Consider the following 17,852-nt stretch of genomic DNA (forward strand, 5'->3'; position numbering starts at 1 on the left):
CAGAACATGGCAACAATTCTTGACGGACTTAAAGTTTCTAAAGAAATTAAAAATGAAATCCGCATTGAAGTCGATAAAATAGTGGCCGACCGCAGAAGGCCGCCGCATCTTGCAGCAATTCTTGTGGGTAATAACGGTGCGAGCCAGGCCTATGTAAGGAATAAAATTACAGACTGCAAGGAAGTCGGTTTCAAATCATCGCTGTTCACGTTCTCGAGTACGGTTTCTGAGGCCGAGCTTTTAGAAAAAATTGAAGAACTGAACAAATCAAAAGATATTGACGGATTTATCGTTCAGCTGCCTTTGCCGAAACAGATCGATCAGGAAAAGATAATTATGGCCATCGATCCGCGCAAAGATGTGGATGGTTTCCACCCTGAAAACTTTGGAAAAATGGCGCTCGAAATGGCGACCTTTTTACCGGCAACACCATTCGGAATCCTTGCGCTGCTTGAGCGGTATCAAATCGATACCAAAGGAAAACACTGCGTTATCATCGGGCGCAGCCGTATTGTAGGCAAGCCGATGAGTATATTGATGGGAAGAAAAGATTTTCCGGGAAACTCTACCGTAACACTTACTCATTCCTATACTGCACATATTGAGGAGTTTACAAAAAATGCCGACATTGTAATTACGGCTTTGGGTGATCCCAATTTTTTGAAAGGTGAAATGATTAAAAACGGGGCCGTCGTCATTGATGTAGGAATTACCAGAGTAGAGGATACCTCGGAAAAAGGATATAAATTAGTGGGAGATGTAGATTTTGAAAGCTGCAGCGAAGTAGCATCGGCAATTACTCCCGTGCCGGGCGGCGTGGGTCCCATGACGCGTGCTATGCTCATGAAAAACACCCTGTTAGCTTATAAAACGTCTGTATATAATGATTAAGGAAGAGGAAAATAAATTACTCAACGAGGGAAAACTGTTGCCTGTGATGGAGCATTTTTACACGCTTCAGGGCGAAGGTGCACATACGGGCAAAGCGGCTTATTTTATCCGTTTAGGCGGCTGCGACGTGGGCTGCCACTGGTGTGATGTGAAGGAAAGTTGGAACGCTGAACTTCATCCACTAATGTCAACTGCCGAAATTGCCGAAACTGCGGCAAAACACTGCAAAACAATTGTGCTCACAGGAGGCGAACCGTTGATGTACAACCTGGAGCCATTAACACAGAGATTAAAGGAGCTTGGTTGCGACATTCATATAGAAACTTCGGGCGCTTATGAAATGAGCGGCTCTTTGGACTGGATCACCCTTTCACCTAAGAAAACAGCGCTGCCGAAAGAAGCAATCTATGCCCGGGCAAACGAACTGAAAATGATCATTTTCAACAATAATGATTTTGTGTTTGCTGAAGCGCAGGCGGCAAAAGTTTCGCCAAACTGTAAACTTTACCTGCAAAGCGAATGGAGCAAAAGGGCAGAAATGTACCCGAAAATTATAGAGTTTGCGATGGCAAACCCGCAGTGGCAGGTTTCGGTACAGACACACAAATATTTGAATATTCCTTAAATTATGTTAAATTTACTTTTTATATAATTTGGCAGTATGCAGAAGATACGGTATTCCAGGTATTTCAAGATCAGTTTTATATTGCTCGACGTTTTGGTTATTGCCGCCGTATTTCTGTTTTTTTTCCTCAGGAATAATGAGTTCAGGTACGAAGCAGAAATCTGGGAACAGAATATCCTGTCGCTCACTTTGCTTATACTCTTCTGGATTTTACTGAGTGGCCGTACAAAACTTTATTCCATTGCAAGGAACCTTACGTACACCATTTATCTCGAGAGGCTTGTCACACACATTTTCATATTTATTTTTGGCGTGATCCTGCTGGCAAAAGTAAGCAACAACGATTTTCTGAAGCAGGACCGGTTTCTGATCGCGATCATGCTTTTTTTGCTGCTGTTCCTTACCAAATCAATCGTCTTTTTTACCTTAAAGTATCTGCGGACCAAAGGGATTAATTACCGGAATATCATGTTCTTGAATGAAGATTCCTCTACAGAGATCCTTAGAAATATTTTAACGGAAAGAAAGGATTATGGTTTCAGGATTTTCGAATATCCTTTTGAAGCACGCTCGGATATGGATAATCTCGTGCGTTTCTGGAAAGAGAAGGAAATCCATACCATGTATCTTTCTACCAACGGCTTTGCTAAAAATGAGGAACAGCAGATCTATCGCCTGGCCGAACGGCATAAAGTACGGATCTCACTAATTCCGAGTATTGTTAAAAATAATTTCTTCCAGTTTGATCTTGGGTATATTGAGATGCAGCCGGTTTTGATACGCGCTAAATTCCCGTTGGATTATCTGACGAACTCTACAGTAAAACGAACTTTTGATATTGTTTTTTCATTGTTGATGCTGGTTTTTGTGTGCTCGTGGCTTTTCCCTATTGTAGCGATCCTGATAAAATCCGGCAGCAAAGGTCCCGTTTTCTTTGTACAGAAAAGATACGGTTATCACGATCAGGTTTTTGGCTGTCTGAAATTTCGCACGATGTTTGTTAATGATGACTCAGCGAAAAAAATCACTTCCGAAAATGACAAGCGCATTACCAAAATCGGCAAGTTCCTGCGCAAGACAAGTCTTGATGAGATGCCACAGTTTCTGAATGTGCTGAAAGGTGAAATGTCGGTGGTAGGTCCGCGGCCGCACATGCTTTTGGTTGATGATTTTTATAAGCTCAAGATTGGGCGCTACTCGGTTCGCAGTCTTGTGAAGCCCGGTGTTACAGGCCTGGCTCAGGTTAATGGTTTGCGCGGCGATATGGGAAATATGGACATTAAGATGCAGAAACGGATTCTGGCTGATGCCTTTTATGTAAAAAACTGGAGTTTAAGTCTTGACCTGGTTATAATTCTGAAAACCGTTTTTCTGGTAATTGGTGGTGACAAAAATGCCAATTAAAGAAAATTTTAAAAAAAATAAAACACTAATTTAGCGCAATGTTAAAAAAACTGTTAGGCGAGATCGGCGCGTATTTTCTTCTGATGTCGAAAACGATGAAAAGACCGCAGAAATCTTCGGTTTTTGGGAAACTTTTTGTCCGCGAAATTTATGATCTCGGGGTTAATTCCTTTGGTCTGGTTCTGTTTACCTCGATATTTGTAGGAGCGGTGGTATCCATTCAGATGTATAATAATTTCAGCGCGTCTACCTTTCCGATCCCAAAATCCTTTATCGGTTACGCTACAAAGGTGGTATTGATCCTGGAATTTGCTCCAACAATTATATCTGTAATTCTTGCCGGTAAGGTGGGTTCATATATTGCCTCAAGCATTGGTACCATGCGGGTTACAGAACAGATCGATGCGCTGGATATCATGGGTGTAAACTCTCCCAACTTTCTCATTCTTCCGAAAATTTTAGCAAGTGTTATCTTCAATCCGCTGTTGATCGCAATAAGTATTGTCTTTGGAATCTGGGGAGGTTATCTTGCAGGTCTTGCTACAGGAAACTGGAGTAAGGCTGATTATATCATTGGAATTCAAATGTATATGCCGCAGCATTTTATTTGGTACGCCTTTTTCAAGACGGCGGTTTTCGCCTTTCTTATTGCCACAATACCGGCATATTTCGGGTATAATGTAAAAGGGGGCTCGCTGGAAGTAGGCCGGGCAAGTACACAGGCGGTAGTTTGGACCATTGTTTCCATCATCATCATGAATTTAATTCTCACCCAAATGTTCCTAAGCTAATGATAGAAGTAAAAAATTTAAGAAAAAGTTTCGAAAACGTGGAAGTTCTGAAAGGAATCAGCACGACCTTCGAAACCGGTAAGGTAAACCTCATCATTGGTCAGAGTGGGAGCGGTAAAACTGTGTTCCTCAAGAGTTTACTTAATGTATATCAGCCGACGGCAGGTGAGATCTTATTTGATGGCCGCGATATTAATAAGATGTCCCGTGACGAGAAACAGAATCTGCGCGCCGAAATCGGAACCCTTTTTCAGGGGAGCGCGCTTTTCGATTCCATGACTGTGGAAGAAAACATCACTTTTCCGCTGGATATGTTTACGAACCTTTCCTTTAGAGAAAAGAAAAGACGTGTTTTCGAGGTAATTGGCCGCGTGCATCTTGAAAAAGCCAACCGTAAATTCCCTTCAGAAATTTCCGGCGGCATGCAGAAACGGGTGGCTATCGCGCGTGCAATTGTCAATAATCCGAAATACCTCTTCTGCGATGAACCAAATTCCGGCTTGGATCCCTATACCTCAAACATCATCGATGATCTACTTTTGGAAATTACAAAAGAATACAATACCACTACGATCATCAACTCGCACGACATGAATTCGGTGATGACCATTGGCGAAAAGATCGTATATCTGCGGTTAGGTATTAAGGAATGGGAAGGTAACAAGGACATCCTGATTAACGCAGGCAATAAAAACCTGATCGATTTCGTTTACTCCTCAGAATTATTTAAAGAATTACGGGAATATTTCCTGGAAACCAATAAAACATCAATCGATAACATTATCACTAAACCCCATCCTAATGAAGAAAATTCTTAGTATTGCACTTCTATCCAGCGCGCTGTTTGCTTCGGCCCAGATCTCGGTAGCTGCTAAAGCAAATGTGTTAATTCCTACGAGTTCTGCGACATGGCAAAACCTGAAGACGGCTGCCACCACAGCGGTTTCCGAAAAGGGAAAAAATATTGCAGGATTCAACGCGGGCTTATCGTTACAGGTAAATCTGCCGATGTCACTTTATTTGATGCCGGAAATCTACTATTCCAACTTCAAAAATGAAGTCACCGTTTCCAACGATACCAATACAGAAACTACAACACTGGAAGCGAAAAGCAGCAAGATCGATATCCCGGTTCTGTTGGGTTATAATCTGCTTGGTAATACCTTAAGCGCTTATTTAGGGCCGGTTGCAAGTTTTAATCTGGCGAAAGATGATAACTACGGTAGTTTTATGCAAAAAGTAAATGCAAAGGAATTTACGGTTGGTTACCAGATCGGTTTCCAGAGTGAGATTTCTAAATTGATCCTGACCGCGCGGTATGAAGGTGCGTTCAGTAAAGATCAGCGAAAATTTGTGAATACGGTCGCAGGTTCCAATCAGGAAATCAACTACGATAACAGACCAAGCTTATTTATGCTGGGACTTGGTTACAAGTTTTAAGAGTTTAAAGCTTTAATGATAAAGAAATCCTCAGAATTAATAGTTCTGAGGATTGTTTTTTTCGTCGGGAACGTAGGTTACAGTTTGCTGCCGCGCCAGTTCCGCAGCCTGTTTCTCCAGATCTTCATTCACCTTTCGCAGGCGCTGCAGTTCTTTCTTCTTTTCTGCTTCGCGCAGAGCTGTCCCTTTGCTTACATATCCCACAATACCACCGAGAATTAATCCGATCCCAATTCCCGCGAGAATTCCCATAAGATTCATTGGTTCAAACAATTTCACCACCGAAAATTCCGGCAACATATAATAAAGTAAGAAAGCCAGTCCCAAAAGGAGTGCTCCGACAAAAGTGAGATTCTTCATAAGAGTTAAATTAAAAACCTTTTCAAATTTAGCTATTTTTTGAAAAGGTTTTCGGTTTGTGAAAATTAAATTTTTCCGCCGCTTGCTCTGTAATATTCCAGCGCTTTCGGCATATGTTTTTCCAGGTCTGCACGTCTGTTGGATGGGCTGGGGTGCGTTGAAAGGAATTCCGGTGGTCGGTTTCCGGTGGATGCCGCTTCCATTCTTTGCCAAAACGGCTGCGCTTCCCGCGGATCGTAACCCGCCATTGACATGAGATAAAGGCCCATTTCATCAGCTTCCAATTCCTGATTTCTGCCATATTTCAGCAGTGCAACCTGTGCACCGATCGGGTAAACCTGCTGAAAGATCGCGGCCATCTGCCCGCTGGAAATTGTACTGCCCAAAATAGCCCCGCCATACTGCGCGACCATTGCCTGCGAAATTCTTTCATTTCCATGTCCTGCCAGAGCATGGGATATTTCGTGGCCCAGCACCACTGCTAAGCCGGTATCATTCTTTGTAATAGGTAATATTCCGGTATAAACCGCTACTTTACCTCCCGGCATACACCAGGCGTTGATCTGTTTATCATCCAGAAGGTTAAATTCCCACTGATAATTGGCGAGATCACCTTCGCGGCCGATACTGCGGTAATAATTATTTGCGGCATTTTTAATGCGTAGACCAACATTCTGCACGCTTTTCGCTGCTGTGGTGCCCGTGATGACCTTCGATTGGGACAAAGTCTCCCTGTATTGTTGTAGCGCCATTGCCGAAATCTCCTGGTTATTTGCGAGTTGGAGAGACGAGCGCCCTGTAATTGGATTTGTTGTACATGCTACAAGCGCGAAGGATAATGCACCTATACCTAATAACTTATTTATTTTATTCATAGCAGTAAATTTTTACGTACGCTGCGTAAATCAATTTTTATTCCAATTAAATTTTCGGGGTTTCTCAATAGCATAATTTTTGCACGTAATTTTTTAAAAAAAATGAAAAATTTACTTAAAATAATGCTGCCGGGAATTATCGGATTATTAATGCTTTCCTGTGCCACTCACACTGCGGTTTCACCGTCAAATGTCGCCGGAATCTTGCAGTCCGGAGAATTTACCTTTATGGCCGAACGCGCGAATCCCTCGGGTAATGATGTGATAAATGTGCTGAATTCACTGCCGCGTACAAGTTCTGCACAAATGCTGAACCTGGACCCCGGTTATAATCTGGAGATAAGAAAAAATGTGATCAAGGCAGAATTGCCATATTTTGGCAGAATGTATATGCCGACTATGAATCAGGAAAAAAATTCGTACCGATTTACATCTAATGATTTTACGATCAATAAAACCGATGGTAAAAAAGGAAGTGTAATTTATAATATTGCAGCCAAAGATCAGCAGAACGACACCCAGATGATCCTGGAAGTTTACAGCAACGGCAAAGCCTATCTCACAGTTCGCTCAAACGACAGACAGTCAATTTCCTATGACGGTTACGTAACTTCGGTGACAGGAAAAAAATAAATTACCTGCCGAAGAGTTGAGCCACAAAATTTTTTGCTTCCGAAACTGGATTTGCCTTCAGATCGGAGGCATTTTTTTTATATATTGTATAAAGGTTTTCTGCCGAACGGTCTTCTCTTGTCTTTTGCAGTATCAATTGCTGTACCCAGTAATCAAAACGTTTTTCGGCCTGCACGCTACGGATCTGTTCGAAAGTACCATGTTCTTTTTTCAGCTGCACGAATTCTATTATTTTTTCATAAACTCCGTCGAGGCCGGTTTGGTTAAGTGCGGATCCGAGCAGTACCGGAATTTTCCAGTCTTTTTCTTTTGGTGGCAGAAAATGCAGCGCGCGCTGCAGTTCAACTTTGGTAGCTTTTGCTTTCAGCATGTTATCGTCGTCGACTTTATTAATGAAAATCACATCAACCATTTCCATAATTCCGCGTTTTATACCCTGGAGTTCATCACCGCCGCCGATAATTTTTAAATATAGAAATACATCGCTGATGTCGGAAACCAACACTTCGCTTTGTCCCACGCCTACCGTTTCGATCAAAATAAAATCGTAACCCGCTGCTTCGCAGATCAGCATGGTTTCGAACGTGGCATTTGCAATTCCGCCGAGAAACCCCGAGGTTGGTGAAGGTCTTATAAAGGCATTCGGCTCTTTTGCAAGCTCTTCCATGCGGGTTTTGTCGCCTAAGATGGAGCCTTTATTCACTGTGGAACTTGGATCAACAGCAAGCACTGCCACCTTTTTCCCGTGAGCCAAAGCCAGTTTTCCGAAACTTTCTATAAATGTAGATTTTCCAACACCGGGCACGCCGGTAATGCCGATACGTACCGAATTTCCGGTGTGTGGCATAATTTCTTTTAACAGCTTTTCGGCCTGGTCGCGGTGCTCGGCTTTTTTGCTTTCAACCAGAGTGATCGCTTTGCCCAGCATTCGCTTGTCGCCCGCTCGTATACCTTCGATAAGTTTTTCAGTCGAAAAATTTTCCATCCATCCAAAAATACAATTCTTTTCGGAAAAATTTTTAATTATAAATAATCGGAAATTCGATTCGGCACCTTTTTTATTAAAAGCTTAGTTGCTGAAAATTCTTTATTTTTGAAAGTGGCAAATGTGAACATTGAGGAAAGCACGATTGCTCCGAAATTCTTATTATCTTCTTTTGCAAAAATTAACAAATGGAATTAAAACCGGAAATATCCTGGAGTGACTTTGAAAAAATCGACATCCGCACGGGAACAGTCGTTGCTGTATCGGATTTTCCAAAAGCAAGAAATCCCTCGTATCAACTCACCATTGATTTTGGTGCTTTGGGATTCAGGAAATCTTCTGCGCAGATCACCGCACTTTACGGCAAAGAAGAACTCGTGGGCAGGCAGATACTTGCGGTTGTAAATTTCCCAAAAAAGCAAATTGCCAATTTCCTCAGCGAATGTCTGGTGCTTGGTGTTTATGGCCACAAAAACGAAGTTACACTGCTCACTACGACGCGTTCGGTTGAGAATGGATCACATGTAGGATAAGTTACCAATTAAAAAAATCTGCTGATGCTGCAACATATACCTTTCGAAAAGATTCTGTTCCTGGATATTGAGACTGTTCCGCAGTTCGGAAACTGGGACGAAGTGGAGGAAACCCACCAAATGCTCTGGGATAAGAAGACAAAATCCCAAAGAAAAGATGAATTTACGGCGGCGGAATTTTATCGTGAACGCGGTGGAATTATGGCAGAATTCGGTAAGATCATCTGTATTTCGGTAGGCATTCTGGAGAAAAATGAAAAACTGATGCTGAAAAGTTTTTACGGCGATGATGAGAAAGTGCTTCTGCAGGAATTCGGTGAAATTTTTAACCGGCCGAAACTTCGCGATGTTATTCTGTGTGCGCATAATGGTAAAGAGTTCGACTTTCCGTGGATTGCAAGGAGGTTTTTGATCAATGGAATGCAGCCACCCAAACCATTTCAGCTTTATGGTAAAAAACCCTGGGAAATCCCGCATCTGGATACCCTGGAACTTTGGAAATTCGGCGATTATAAATCATTTGTATCGCTGGAACTGCTGGCGCATGTTTTCGGAATTCCTACACCCAAGGATGATATCGACGGTTCTATGGTCGCATCGATTTATTATATAGAAAAAGACTTATTTAGAATAGTTCAATATTGTGAAAAAGATGTGTTAACTTTGGCAAACGTTTTCCGTCGTATGCGGCAGGAGGATGTGCTTCAAAAAAGTGAATAGAGACCAGCGTGCTGATAGGTTACAACTACCATTCCATCCGACACGGTCCCGCCTCATCAATTCTCAATTATGAAATATACCGACGACCAAATCGCCGATCTTGGCGAAAATATCATTAAAAATCTAAAAACTGTTTACGATCCCGAAATTCCCGTCGACATCTATGAACTTGGCCTTATTTACGATGTACAGATCTCCGACGAGGGCGCTGTAAAAGTGATCATGACCCTGACTACACCAAACTGCCCCGTTGCAGAAAGCTTACCCGCAGAAGTACGCGAGAAAGTAGGCGAAGTAGAAGGAGTAACCGATGTAGACCTGGAACTTACCTTTGAACCTTCATGGAACAAGGATATGATGAGCGAAGAGGCACGTTTTGAACTTGGTATGATTTAGAATAAACTCTTTTCCCGTACTGTTTTCAGTTCTGTGAAAATGCCTGGCCGTACTCAAACATCACCGTTCGCTGCACATTTGGGTGCATTGAAAGTGCTACCGGACAGTTCAGCGCTGTTTCTTCGATAAATTCTTTTTGTTCTGCCGTAAAGTTCTGTTGAAATCTCACGATACAGAAAATGGTTCCAATCCGCTTGGGTTCAGGAAAAGTGCTTTTTTTGAGTTCACAGGTGGCGCCGGAAATATCGATGCCGCGCGGTTTACCCAGCACCGCAACAGCCATCAGCATCGACTGGCCAAATGATATTCCAAACAAATCCGATGGCGAAAACATTTCTGAGGTCCCGCCTTCGCGCAGCGGGGCACAGGTTGTGATTTTGGCACCGGATTTTTCGTGTTGTGATTCGATCTTGAAATCGCCTAAATAAGTAATTGTAGAAGTCATATCAAAGTGTTTTATTACTATTAAAGTTAAGCAATTTGCGCTGTTCCGCAAACACATACTCTCATAAACAATAAATGCTTCGGTCCTTTGTCTGAAGCGCTTTGGTAATTTTCAGGCTGATCCAGCCGCAGCAGGATCTAGTTGTCGTAGGTGAACGTAACCGTTTTCTTAAGTTCCGAGTTGAGGGAAAGTGCAACCGGACAGTTTAAGGCGGTTTCTTTAATAAATTCTTTTTGTGACCCGGTAAAATTGCCTTTCAGAAAAAGTTCACACACAATCTCTGCAATTTTTCTTGGCTTGGGATTCATGTTCTTCTGGATTTCTGCATACGATCCCTCGATATTTATTCCTTTGTCTTTTCCCAGGATCGCTACTGTTGTCAGCATACACTGCGCCAATGAGGTGGCGCAGAGATCTGTGGGCGAGAAGGCTTCTCCTTTGCCGTGATTATCGGTTGGAGCATCGGTTGTGATGGTTGTTCCGGACTGCAGATGTTCGGATTCGCAGCGCAAACCGCCGATATATGTTACTTTAGATGTCATATTTGAAATTATTAAAAATGAAAAATACGTTTTGCCTGATTGTAAGCACTTTCGAAATTCAAAAGATTTAAGGAATGTTCGATTTTTTCTGCAGACATAAAATTGATGACCTGTTCCGTGGGCATATTTCCAACCAGATCATCTTTAGCCATGGGACAGCCGCCAATTCCTTTTATTGCTGAATCAAACCTGCGGCAACCGTTGCTGTACGCAGCAAATAGCTTTTTGTATGAATCTTCATAACGGTTATGAAAGTGCGCACCGAAATCAATATTCTCATACTTTGGCGGAATTTTTTCAAAAAGAAGTTCAATTTGAGCGACAGTTCCGGTACCTGTGGTATCTGAAAGCAAAATATTGCGAATGCCGATATCGCTGAAGCGTTGTGCCCACTGATCTACATCTTCCCATTTCCATTGTTCACCATAAGGATTTCCGAAGGCCATTGAAAAATAAATATTAAGTTCGCGGCCGTCCTTTTCCAGCAGTTCAACAATTTTTTGAATTTCGTTAAAGGCTTCTTCCTGACTTTTATTCGTATTTCTGTGCTGAAAAGTTTCAGAAATTGAAAAGGGAAACCCGAGAATATCGACCTGATCATGTTTCAGCGCTTTCTCAGCACCGCGGTAATTGGCCACGATTACGGATAATTTGGTATTCGAAATACCTTTGTCGATCTCGTCGAGCACCGTTCCGGAATCTGCCATTTGCGGAATTGCTTTCGGTGAGACAAAACTGCCGCAGTCGAGCACATCAAAGCCAACCTCCATCAGGGAATTAATATAGTCGATTTTGCGGTCGGTAGGTATAAATTCGCCCCAACCCTGCATTGCATCGCGTGGACATTCGGTTAAAAACATGTGTACTTTTTGACTTTCTCAAATATACCAAAAGTTTAAAAATAATAGAACCTGAATATAATCCGTAGATTTACAGTTATTTAAAGCTGTTTTAAAGGTTTTGCGATCCGCAAATTATTCATAATTGGTGCCTGTCAACTCAGCCTAAAATTTTAACTTTGTTAAAAATACTGCTATATGACTACTATTGACTTTACGCTGGAGTGGAAACTGAAACTGCAGAACCGCTTTTTGAAATATGTGAAGATTTATTCTACAAGTGATCCAGAAAGCGACGAAACGCCGTCTACACCACAACAGTGGGATATGGCAAATCTGCTTTTTGCGGAATTAAACGATTTGGGACTCAGCGATGTTTCGATCGATGAAAACGGGTATGTGTACGGTTACGTTCCTTCGAATCTGGAAAATGACGATGAAACCGTTGTTGGTTTCATTTCGCACTACGATACATCGCCGGATTTTAATGGAGAAGGAGTGAACCCACAGATCTGGGACGATTATGATGGCAAGGATCTTTTGCTGAACAAGGAAACAGGTTTTACACTTTCGCCGGCCAAATTTAAGTCGATGAAAGATTATGTCGGGAAAACGCTGATCACGACGGACGGAACAACGCTTCTGGGTGCAGACGATAAAGCCGGTGTGGCCGAAATTGTTACTGCCGCAGAGTTTCTAATGGCTCATCCCGACATTAAACATGGTAAAATTGCTTTGGGCTTTACGCCCGACGAAGAAATTGGGCGTGGCGCTCATAAGTTTGATGTGGAAAAGTTTGGCGCCGAATGGGCCTATACAATGGATGGCGGTGAAATCGGCGAACTTGAATTTGAAAACTTCAATGCTGCCGGAGCGGTAGTAAAAATCCATGGACTGAGTGTGCATCCCGGTTATGCATTTGGTCAAATGGTAAACGCCTCACTTCTGGCTGCCGAGTTTATAAAAATGCTGCCGGAAAATGAAACACCTTCTACCACCAAAGGTTTTGAGGGTTTCTATCACCTGACCGATCTAAAATCCGATGTATCTGAAGCGAAGATCCAATATATAATCCGTGATCACGACAGCGAAAAATTTGACGCGCGAAAACAATTCATGGCGCAGAAAGTCGCAGAATTCAATAAAAAATTTGGTGAAGGAACTGCGGAGATCGAGATCAAAGAGCAGTACCGCAACATGAAGCAGCAGTTTGAGGGGAAAATGCATATTATCGATATTGCAGAACAGGCGTTGAAAGATGCGAATGTGGAACCTAAAATTAAGGCCATACGCGGCGGTACCGATGGTGCGCAGCTTTCTTATATGGGTTTGCCGTGTCCGAATATATTTGCCGGCGGTCTGAACTTCCACGGACCGTACGAGTATGTTTGTCTGGAATCGATGGAGAAAGCGGTGAAAGTTATTGTAAATATTGCCAAAGCGGTGAAGAAAAGATAGAAGAAGACTTTCAAGATAATGAACCACCTTTCCCAGATTCGGGGAGGTGGTTTTTTTTTGAGGTTTCTGGGTTTAATGATCAGAAACTGGCTGAAATTATTCCTGTAAAACATTATAGGTCAACAGGATTTTTAGTTCAGTACACAAAAAAACCACCACATTTCTGTGATGGTTTTGCTCCTCTTCTTGGGCTCGAACCAAGGACCCTCTGATTAACAGTCAGATGCTCTAACCAACTGAGCTAAAGAGGAGTGTTGCTCTTTGCTGTAAGCGTTTGCAAATATAAATACTTTTTTATTCCTGCCAAAATTTATCTGCTAAATTTTTAAAATTTTCCTGTAATCCACTTCACGATGTCGTTTCCGAAGATCAGAACCATTAAACCAAGCAGGAAAATAACGCCTACCATCTGCGCATTTTCCAAAACTTTCTGCGGAACAGGTTTGCCGGTGATCATTTCCCAAAGTGTAAATACCACATGACCGCCATCCAGACCCGGAATGGGAATTAAATTTAAGAAGGCAAGCCACACCGAGAACATGGCCGTAAAACTCCAGAAAAATTCCCAGTTTACCGTTTCCGGCATCATCTTGATAATGCCGATCGGGCCCGACACTTTTTTGTAACCTTCAGTTTTTGTGTTGAAGATGATCTTAAACTGCTTGATCTGCATTGTAAGAACATCAACGGTTCGCTCCAGACCGCGTGGTATTGCCTCAGCAAGGGTATATTTTCTGACAACTCTGGTTTTTTCAAGTTCTGCCTGGGCTACTTTCAAGTCGGTTGAAAAACCAAGTTTTCCTTTCCCGTTAACAAGCGCGTTTACTTTTTCAGGTGTATTGTTTCGTACTATATCCAAAACCACCTCCTTATTTTTATACTCAGAAAGTACATTGCCAAGTTCATCAAAGTAACGCACAGGCTGCCCGTTGATGCCGGTAATTTTATCCCCACGCTGTAAACCTGCATCCGTAGCCGGGCTACGTGGGGTTATGCTGTCTATAACCACAGGGAATCTTGGACTAAAATAAGCTTTAGCTTCATTTTCTGCTAAAACTTCGGCCACACCATCTTCATTTATTGGGAAGGTAACTTCTTTGCCGTTTCTTAAAACGGTAGCTTCTGTCGCAAAAAGCATATTTACGGTTGATGTTTCCAAACGCTCCGCCGGTTTTCCGTCGATCTTCAGAATTTTATCGCCATCCTGCAAGCCCATTTTCTTTCCTGCTGCAGACACGGCTACACCACTTTCGAACTTGGCGTTATCGTGGTAGATCTCACCCTTGAAATAGCTTAAACACGAATAAATGGCCCAGGCCAGGAAGAAATTCACCGTCACACCACCCAGCATTATAATGAGTCGCTGCCACGCCGGTTTACTGCGGAACTCCCAAGGTTCTGGAGGTTTATTCAGCTGCTCGGTATCCATACTTTCATCGACCATACCGGCGATCTTCACATAGCCACCAAACGGCAGCCAGCCAATGCCGTATTCAGTTTCGCCGATTTTCTTTTTGGCAATCGAAAACCAGGGATCAAAAAAGAGATAAAACTTCTCAACCTTTGTCTTAAAAAGTTTGGCGGGGATAAAATGCCCTAGTTCGTGCAGAATGACGAGAATTGAGATGCTTAATATAAATTGAAATAATTGAATGAGCGTCATTGATTTTTATTAAAATTAAAGATGGGCGAAGATACGAATTAATAAAATCTTTGCCCCACAAAAAAAGGCTCCCGAGTATGGAGAGCCTTATGCTGTATTCTGCGAAGTTCTATAAGTTGAAAGAAACTCCGATACTTCCGTTGTTACCGGCTTCAAGATAAATTCCAACATTCTGGTTGAAGAAATATCTTACGCCTACGTGCGCACCGAAATAAGTTCCGCTCTTCCCAAGAAGTCCCAGGTCGATTCCCGGATAAATATCCCAGTTAGATGGAAGTCCTAATGGCTGCTGCAAGTGGAAGTTTAAACGGCCAAACACGCCGAAATCATCATCGTCATATTTATCATTATTATGATCGAAGAAGAAGTTTGCACCCGCACCAAGTGAAATGATGTTTGACAAGCCGTAATCGTACGTTGCAGTAATTCCTGTTCCGTAACCCCAGCCGTTAAATCCAACCTGGATTTTTTGATCGCCTTTCCCGTTCCATGCCTGACCGAAAGCCATTTGTCCTAAAAAGAACATTGAGCACGCCAATAGTAGCTTTTTCATAATGTTTAATTTTATAGTTTTAATATTATGCCTGCAAACCATCAAAAATAAAGCCAAAGAAAAATGTGCGTACAGAAAAGACTTCGATATTTTGTATATTTAATGACATTTTACAAATAATTATGAATAATAATTTGAAGATTGCCGCACTTAGTTACGATATAATTTGGGCGGATATTGAGGCAAACCTGGAAAATATAGTGCACGAAATCAGAAACATAAATGCGGATCTGATTGTGCTGCCAGAGATGTTTGCCACAGGATTTAATATGAAACCCGATGAAATTGCCGACCGCACTCACCAGGTTTTGAACTGGATGAAAAAATGTGCTGCAGAAAAAAATGTGGCGATTTGTGGCAGCGTTTCAGTGTCCGAAAACGGTCAGTTTTATAACCGCTTTTATTTTGTAGAGGCCGACGGCATAAATCATCAATACGATAAAAGACACCTTTTTTCATACTCCGGAGAGGATAAGGTGTACACGCAGGGAAATGAAAGAGTCATCATTAATTTTAAAGGTTGTCGCATTCTGCTTCAGGTTTGTTATGACCTGCGTTTTCCGGTATTTTCCAGAAATTCAGGAGACTACGACGCGATCTTATATGTAGCAAATTGGCCGGATTCGCGTATTGATGCGTGGGAAATTCTGTTGCGTGCGCGGGCTGTAGAAAATCAGGCTTATGTTTTTGGGGTGAACCGAGTCGGCACCGACGGAAATAATCTGAAATATACAGAAAGCACGTTTTGCTTTTTTGCCGATGGAAATATCTGCTCAGCAAAGAACGGCAATATCATCAACGCGGAATTTAATGCAGAAAAACTTGCGGAATTCCGTAGAAAGTTTCATTTCCTCGACGACAGGGATTCCTTTAAAATACTGTAATTTATCGGTTAGCGTAACTTCTCAACAGATCGGTCAGGCGGTTTACATCGTGTACGCCGCTCTCCTTGTACAGCAGTTTACCTTCTTTGAAAACCGCCAGCGTGGGAACGCCGCGCACTCCATATTCACTGGCAATCGCGGGGAACTGATCGATATCGATCTTTACGATCCGAGCCAAATCGCCAATATTTTCCTTCACGGTATTCAGCACAGAGGACTGCACTTTGCACGGACCACACCAAGTGGCAAAAAAATCTATTAAAACCGGGCGTTCGGAGTTTATAAGCTCCTGAAACTTTTGAGACATAACATCAATTTTACTGTAAAGTTTTTCACTTTACTCATTAATTTTAGGATCATTCTTAAACGGAACTTCGCAGTTGCCTGAAGCACAGCCAAAGCGGAAAATCCCCATCGCGACAAAATATAGACCGAAAGGAATCAGCCACCAGGTTCTGTCATTTACTGCGATAAGAACAAAGAAAATGCCACCGACCAGATAAATGATCCTTCTTAAATTCCAATTTTTTATAAACTTTTCCATTATTTCAATTTATTCTGCAGAGCATTCCAGCCGCCGCCATTGTACGCTTCAAAACCTTTCTGTTTCAAAATTGCCTTCGCAGAGGCGCTGCGCATTCCACTGGCACAGCAGGTGATCACTGGCTTTTTCTTGTCGAGTTTGTTCAGTTCAGAACCAAGATTCTGCAGGGGTATATTTTTAGAATTTCCAACGTGACCGCCACTAAATTCTGCAGGCGTTCTTACATCAATTATTTGGGCACCATTTTCTACCAGGGATTTAAAATCCACCGTACTGAGTCCAAATATTTTTTTTACGGCTTCAAACATGATCAGCAGTTTTTGATGTCTGAAACATTGAGAGAACCAGATAACCCATTACCATCCCATAAACCGAGGAGTTTAGCGGCTTGGAGGTAATCGCGCAGCTTCCCGTTTCGCAGCCGATAAAGTAATAGTAGCAAAATCCTGCTATGCCGCCCGCTAAGATTCCGAGCAAACCCAGCCTGTTTTTCTTTATAAACTGTAACATTTTTTTATTTATAAGTTACTGAATTACTTTCGTAATGTACTCAGATCCCATATCTTTTTCAGCAAATATCTTAGCTTTCTTTCGGAGCTACAAGTTCATGCACGACTGTAAACAGGTTTTTATCTGTAACGCCGATGACTTCGTGTTCTACATTTACAGGAATTTCATAGGTATCCAAACGCTTGAAATGAAGTTCCCGACCGTCGATCAAAAATCTAATTTCGCCCTCTAAAACCAAAAGCGTAGCAGGATTTGGCGCGCGGTGTTTCTTAAGGACCGCATCTTTCCCCAAAGAAATGCAGATGTATTTTACTTTATCGCTTTTTCGGATATAAACCACATTGGGCTTTTCGGTACTGAATGTTATATTTTCAAGTATATTCATTATTTTTCGTTTTTAATGGCTTCTACATTTTTAAGGGTTTTAGCGTTGTACACATTTTCTACGCCGTTTTTCTTCAGGATTTCAAATGCTTCTCCTGCCTGTTTTCCGCTATTGCAGAAGATGACCACCTGCTTCTGCTTTTTCAGAAAATCAATATTTTCACTAAGTGCAGCCAATGGAATGTTGATGGCTCCGGCTGCGGTTTTCTCGTTAAACTGTTCAGGAATCCGCACGTCGACCAACGTAGTTTCCGGACTTACGACGATTTCCTTCATATCGGCGCGTGGACTTTGAACCATGGGAACTGCGCTGGTACACGAAACCGCAAACGCGGCGATGGCTGCAAACTTCAAATAATTTTTAACTGTTTTCATTT

Annotated in this window: 26 protein-coding genes and 1 tRNA gene; 12 read left to right on the forward strand and 15 right to left on the reverse strand. The window is 42.2% G+C overall.

What is annotated here, in order from left to right; all coding sequences use genetic code 11:
* The first annotated feature begins 6 nt into the window (after nt 1-6).
* From H562_RS0101505 to H562_RS0101530, 6 genes are read left to right on the forward strand one after another with little or no spacing between them, the layout of a single operon-like run.
* On the forward strand, nt 7-891 hold the full coding sequence (locus H562_RS0101505; protein ID WP_027375894.1) for a bifunctional 5,10-methylenetetrahydrofolate dehydrogenase/5,10-methenyltetrahydrofolate cyclohydrolase: 885 nt from the start codon (nt 7-9) through the stop codon (nt 889-891).
* Nucleotides 884-1,516, forward strand: coding sequence for a 7-carboxy-7-deazaguanine synthase QueE (locus H562_RS0101510; RefSeq protein ID WP_027375895.1), 633 nt, complete (start codon nt 884-886; stop codon nt 1,514-1,516). Before H562_RS0101505 ends, H562_RS0101510 begins: the two co-directional genes overlap by 8 nt.
* A gap of 36 nt (nt 1,517-1,552) precedes the next feature.
* Nucleotides 1,553-2,920 carry an exopolysaccharide biosynthesis polyprenyl glycosylphosphotransferase gene (locus H562_RS0101515; RefSeq protein WP_027375896.1) on the forward strand — a complete coding sequence of 456 codons (1,368 nt, stop codon included), beginning with the start codon at nt 1,553-1,555 and terminating at the stop codon, nt 2,918-2,920.
* A gap of 38 nt (nt 2,921-2,958) precedes the next feature.
* The gene (locus H562_RS0101520; protein WP_027375897.1) at nt 2,959-3,711 is read left to right on the forward strand and encodes an MlaE family ABC transporter permease; all 753 of its coding nucleotides are present in this window, start codon (nt 2,959-2,961) and stop codon (nt 3,709-3,711) included.
* Complete coding sequence (locus tag H562_RS0101525; protein ID WP_027375898.1) at nt 3,711-4,529, forward strand: ABC transporter ATP-binding protein; 819 nt, start codon at nt 3,711-3,713, stop codon at nt 4,527-4,529. The genes H562_RS0101520 and H562_RS0101525 overlap by 1 nt, the downstream gene beginning before the upstream one ends.
* Nucleotides 4,513-5,151 (forward strand): outer membrane beta-barrel protein, encoded by a 639-nt coding sequence (locus H562_RS0101530; RefSeq protein WP_027375899.1) that lies wholly within the window; start codon nt 4,513-4,515, stop codon nt 5,149-5,151. Before H562_RS0101525 ends, H562_RS0101530 begins: the two co-directional genes overlap by 17 nt.
* Before the next feature lie 36 nt (nt 5,152-5,187).
* Here the strand turns inward: H562_RS0101530 and H562_RS0101535 are convergent, their stop codons facing one another.
* Both H562_RS0101535 and H562_RS0101540 read right to left on the reverse strand, forming a co-directional pair.
* Nucleotides 5,188-5,511, reverse strand: a complete 324-nt coding sequence (locus tag H562_RS0101535) for a hypothetical protein (RefSeq protein ID WP_027375900.1) — start codon at nt 5,509-5,511, stop codon at nt 5,188-5,190.
* Between the two features lie 65 nt (nt 5,512-5,576).
* Nucleotides 5,577-6,386 carry a M48 family metallopeptidase gene (locus H562_RS0101540; RefSeq protein WP_027375901.1) on the reverse strand — a complete coding sequence of 270 codons (810 nt, stop codon included), beginning with the start codon at nt 6,384-6,386 and terminating at the stop codon, nt 5,577-5,579.
* A 102-nt stretch (nt 6,387-6,488) separates the two neighbouring features.
* Here H562_RS0101540 and H562_RS0101545 point away from each other — a divergent pair, with 102 nt between their 5' ends.
* The gene (locus H562_RS0101545; RefSeq protein WP_027375902.1) at nt 6,489-7,019 is read left to right on the forward strand and encodes a DUF4251 domain-containing protein; all 531 of its coding nucleotides are present in this window, start codon (nt 6,489-6,491) and stop codon (nt 7,017-7,019) included.
* A gap of 1 nt (nt 7,020) precedes the next feature.
* Here H562_RS0101545 and meaB read toward each other — a convergent pair whose 3' ends face one another.
* Nucleotides 7,021-8,004, reverse strand: coding sequence for a methylmalonyl Co-A mutase-associated GTPase MeaB (meaB, locus tag H562_RS0101550; RefSeq protein ID WP_034690397.1), 984 nt, complete (start codon nt 8,002-8,004; stop codon nt 7,021-7,023).
* Between the two features lie 188 nt (nt 8,005-8,192).
* Here meaB and H562_RS0101560 point away from each other — a divergent pair, with 188 nt between their 5' ends.
* From H562_RS0101560 to H562_RS0101570, 3 genes are all read left to right on the forward strand, one after another.
* The gene (locus tag H562_RS0101560; protein ID WP_027375904.1) at nt 8,193-8,537 is read left to right on the forward strand and encodes a tRNA-binding protein; all 345 of its coding nucleotides are present in this window, start codon (nt 8,193-8,195) and stop codon (nt 8,535-8,537) included.
* Nucleotides 8,538-8,561: 24 nt separating this feature from the next.
* On the forward strand, nt 8,562-9,257 hold the full coding sequence (locus H562_RS0101565; protein ID WP_027375905.1) for a ribonuclease H-like domain-containing protein: 696 nt from the start codon (nt 8,562-8,564) through the stop codon (nt 9,255-9,257).
* Nucleotides 9,258-9,326: 69 nt separating this feature from the next.
* Nucleotides 9,327-9,653, forward strand: coding sequence for an SUF system Fe-S cluster assembly protein (locus H562_RS0101570; protein WP_027375906.1), 327 nt, complete (start codon nt 9,327-9,329; stop codon nt 9,651-9,653).
* Between the two features lie 25 nt (nt 9,654-9,678).
* Here the strand turns inward: H562_RS0101570 and H562_RS0101575 are convergent, their stop codons facing one another.
* The 3 genes from H562_RS0101575 to H562_RS0101585 form a co-directional block, all read right to left on the reverse strand.
* On the reverse strand, nt 9,679-10,098 hold the full coding sequence (locus tag H562_RS0101575) for an OsmC family protein (protein WP_027375907.1): 420 nt from the start codon (nt 10,096-10,098) through the stop codon (nt 9,679-9,681).
* Between the two features lie 137 nt (nt 10,099-10,235).
* A complete protein-coding gene (locus H562_RS0101580) occupies nt 10,236-10,640 on the reverse strand; it encodes an OsmC family protein (protein WP_027375908.1) in 405 nt (134 codons plus the stop codon).
* 11 nt (nt 10,641-10,651) lie between these two features.
* On the reverse strand, nt 10,652-11,500 hold the full coding sequence (locus H562_RS0101585; protein WP_027375909.1) for a hydroxymethylglutaryl-CoA lyase: 849 nt from the start codon (nt 11,498-11,500) through the stop codon (nt 10,652-10,654).
* Nucleotides 11,501-11,677: 177 nt separating this feature from the next.
* On the opposite strand from H562_RS0101585, the gene pepT reads away from it, so the two are divergent.
* Entirely contained in the window at nt 11,678-12,937 is a 1,260-nt protein-coding gene (pepT, locus tag H562_RS0101590; RefSeq protein ID WP_027375910.1) for a peptidase T, read from the forward strand.
* 177 nt (nt 12,938-13,114) lie between these two features.
* Here the strand turns inward: pepT and H562_RS0101595 are convergent.
* The 3 genes from H562_RS0101595 to H562_RS0101605 form a co-directional block, all read right to left on the reverse strand.
* Nucleotides 13,115-13,188 (reverse strand) — tRNA-Asn (locus H562_RS0101595).
* A gap of 74 nt (nt 13,189-13,262) precedes the next feature.
* On the reverse strand, nt 13,263-14,600 hold the full coding sequence (rseP, locus tag H562_RS0101600) for an RIP metalloprotease RseP (RefSeq protein ID WP_027375911.1): 1,338 nt from the start codon (nt 14,598-14,600) through the stop codon (nt 13,263-13,265).
* Nucleotides 14,601-14,709: 109 nt separating this feature from the next.
* Entirely contained in the window at nt 14,710-15,153 is a 444-nt protein-coding gene (locus H562_RS0101605) for a DUF6646 family protein (RefSeq protein WP_027375912.1), read from the reverse strand.
* Nucleotides 15,154-15,275: 122 nt separating this feature from the next.
* On the opposite strand from H562_RS0101605, the gene H562_RS0101610 reads away from it, so the two are divergent.
* A complete protein-coding gene (locus H562_RS0101610) occupies nt 15,276-16,037 on the forward strand; it encodes an amidohydrolase (RefSeq protein WP_034690402.1) in 762 nt (253 codons plus the stop codon).
* Between the two features lies 1 nt (nt 16,038).
* Here the strand turns inward: H562_RS0101610 and H562_RS0101615 are convergent, their stop codons facing one another.
* The 6 genes from H562_RS0101615 to H562_RS14455 all read right to left on the reverse strand — a co-directional run bounded on the left by H562_RS0101615 (nt 16,039) and on the right by H562_RS14455 (nt 17,850).
* Complete coding sequence (locus H562_RS0101615; protein WP_027375914.1) at nt 16,039-16,344, reverse strand: thioredoxin family protein; 306 nt, start codon at nt 16,342-16,344, stop codon at nt 16,039-16,041.
* A 30-nt stretch (nt 16,345-16,374) separates the two neighbouring features.
* Nucleotides 16,375-16,581 (reverse strand): hypothetical protein, encoded by a 207-nt coding sequence (locus tag H562_RS0101620; RefSeq protein WP_027375915.1) that lies wholly within the window; start codon nt 16,579-16,581, stop codon nt 16,375-16,377.
* Nucleotides 16,581-16,889 (reverse strand): rhodanese-like domain-containing protein, encoded by a 309-nt coding sequence (locus tag H562_RS0101625; protein WP_027375916.1) that lies wholly within the window; start codon nt 16,887-16,889, stop codon nt 16,581-16,583. The genes H562_RS0101620 and H562_RS0101625 overlap by 1 nt, the downstream gene beginning before the upstream one ends.
* The gene (locus H562_RS0101630; protein ID WP_027375917.1) at nt 16,882-17,091 is read right to left on the reverse strand and encodes a hypothetical protein; all 210 of its coding nucleotides are present in this window, start codon (nt 17,089-17,091) and stop codon (nt 16,882-16,884) included. Before H562_RS0101630 ends, H562_RS0101625 begins: the two co-directional genes overlap by 8 nt.
* A 70-nt stretch (nt 17,092-17,161) precedes the next feature.
* Entirely contained in the window at nt 17,162-17,476 is a 315-nt protein-coding gene (locus tag H562_RS0101635; RefSeq protein ID WP_027375918.1) for a cupin domain-containing protein, read from the reverse strand.
* Nucleotides 17,476-17,850, reverse strand: coding sequence for a rhodanese-like domain-containing protein (locus tag H562_RS14455; RefSeq protein WP_051190357.1), 375 nt, complete (start codon nt 17,848-17,850; stop codon nt 17,476-17,478). Before H562_RS14455 ends, H562_RS0101635 begins: the two co-directional genes overlap by 1 nt.
* Between the last annotated feature and the right edge of the window lie 2 nt (nt 17,851-17,852).

This window comes from Kaistella palustris DSM 21579 (assembly GCF_000422265.1).
GTDB lineage: Bacteria > Bacteroidota > Bacteroidia > Flavobacteriales > Weeksellaceae > Kaistella > Kaistella palustris.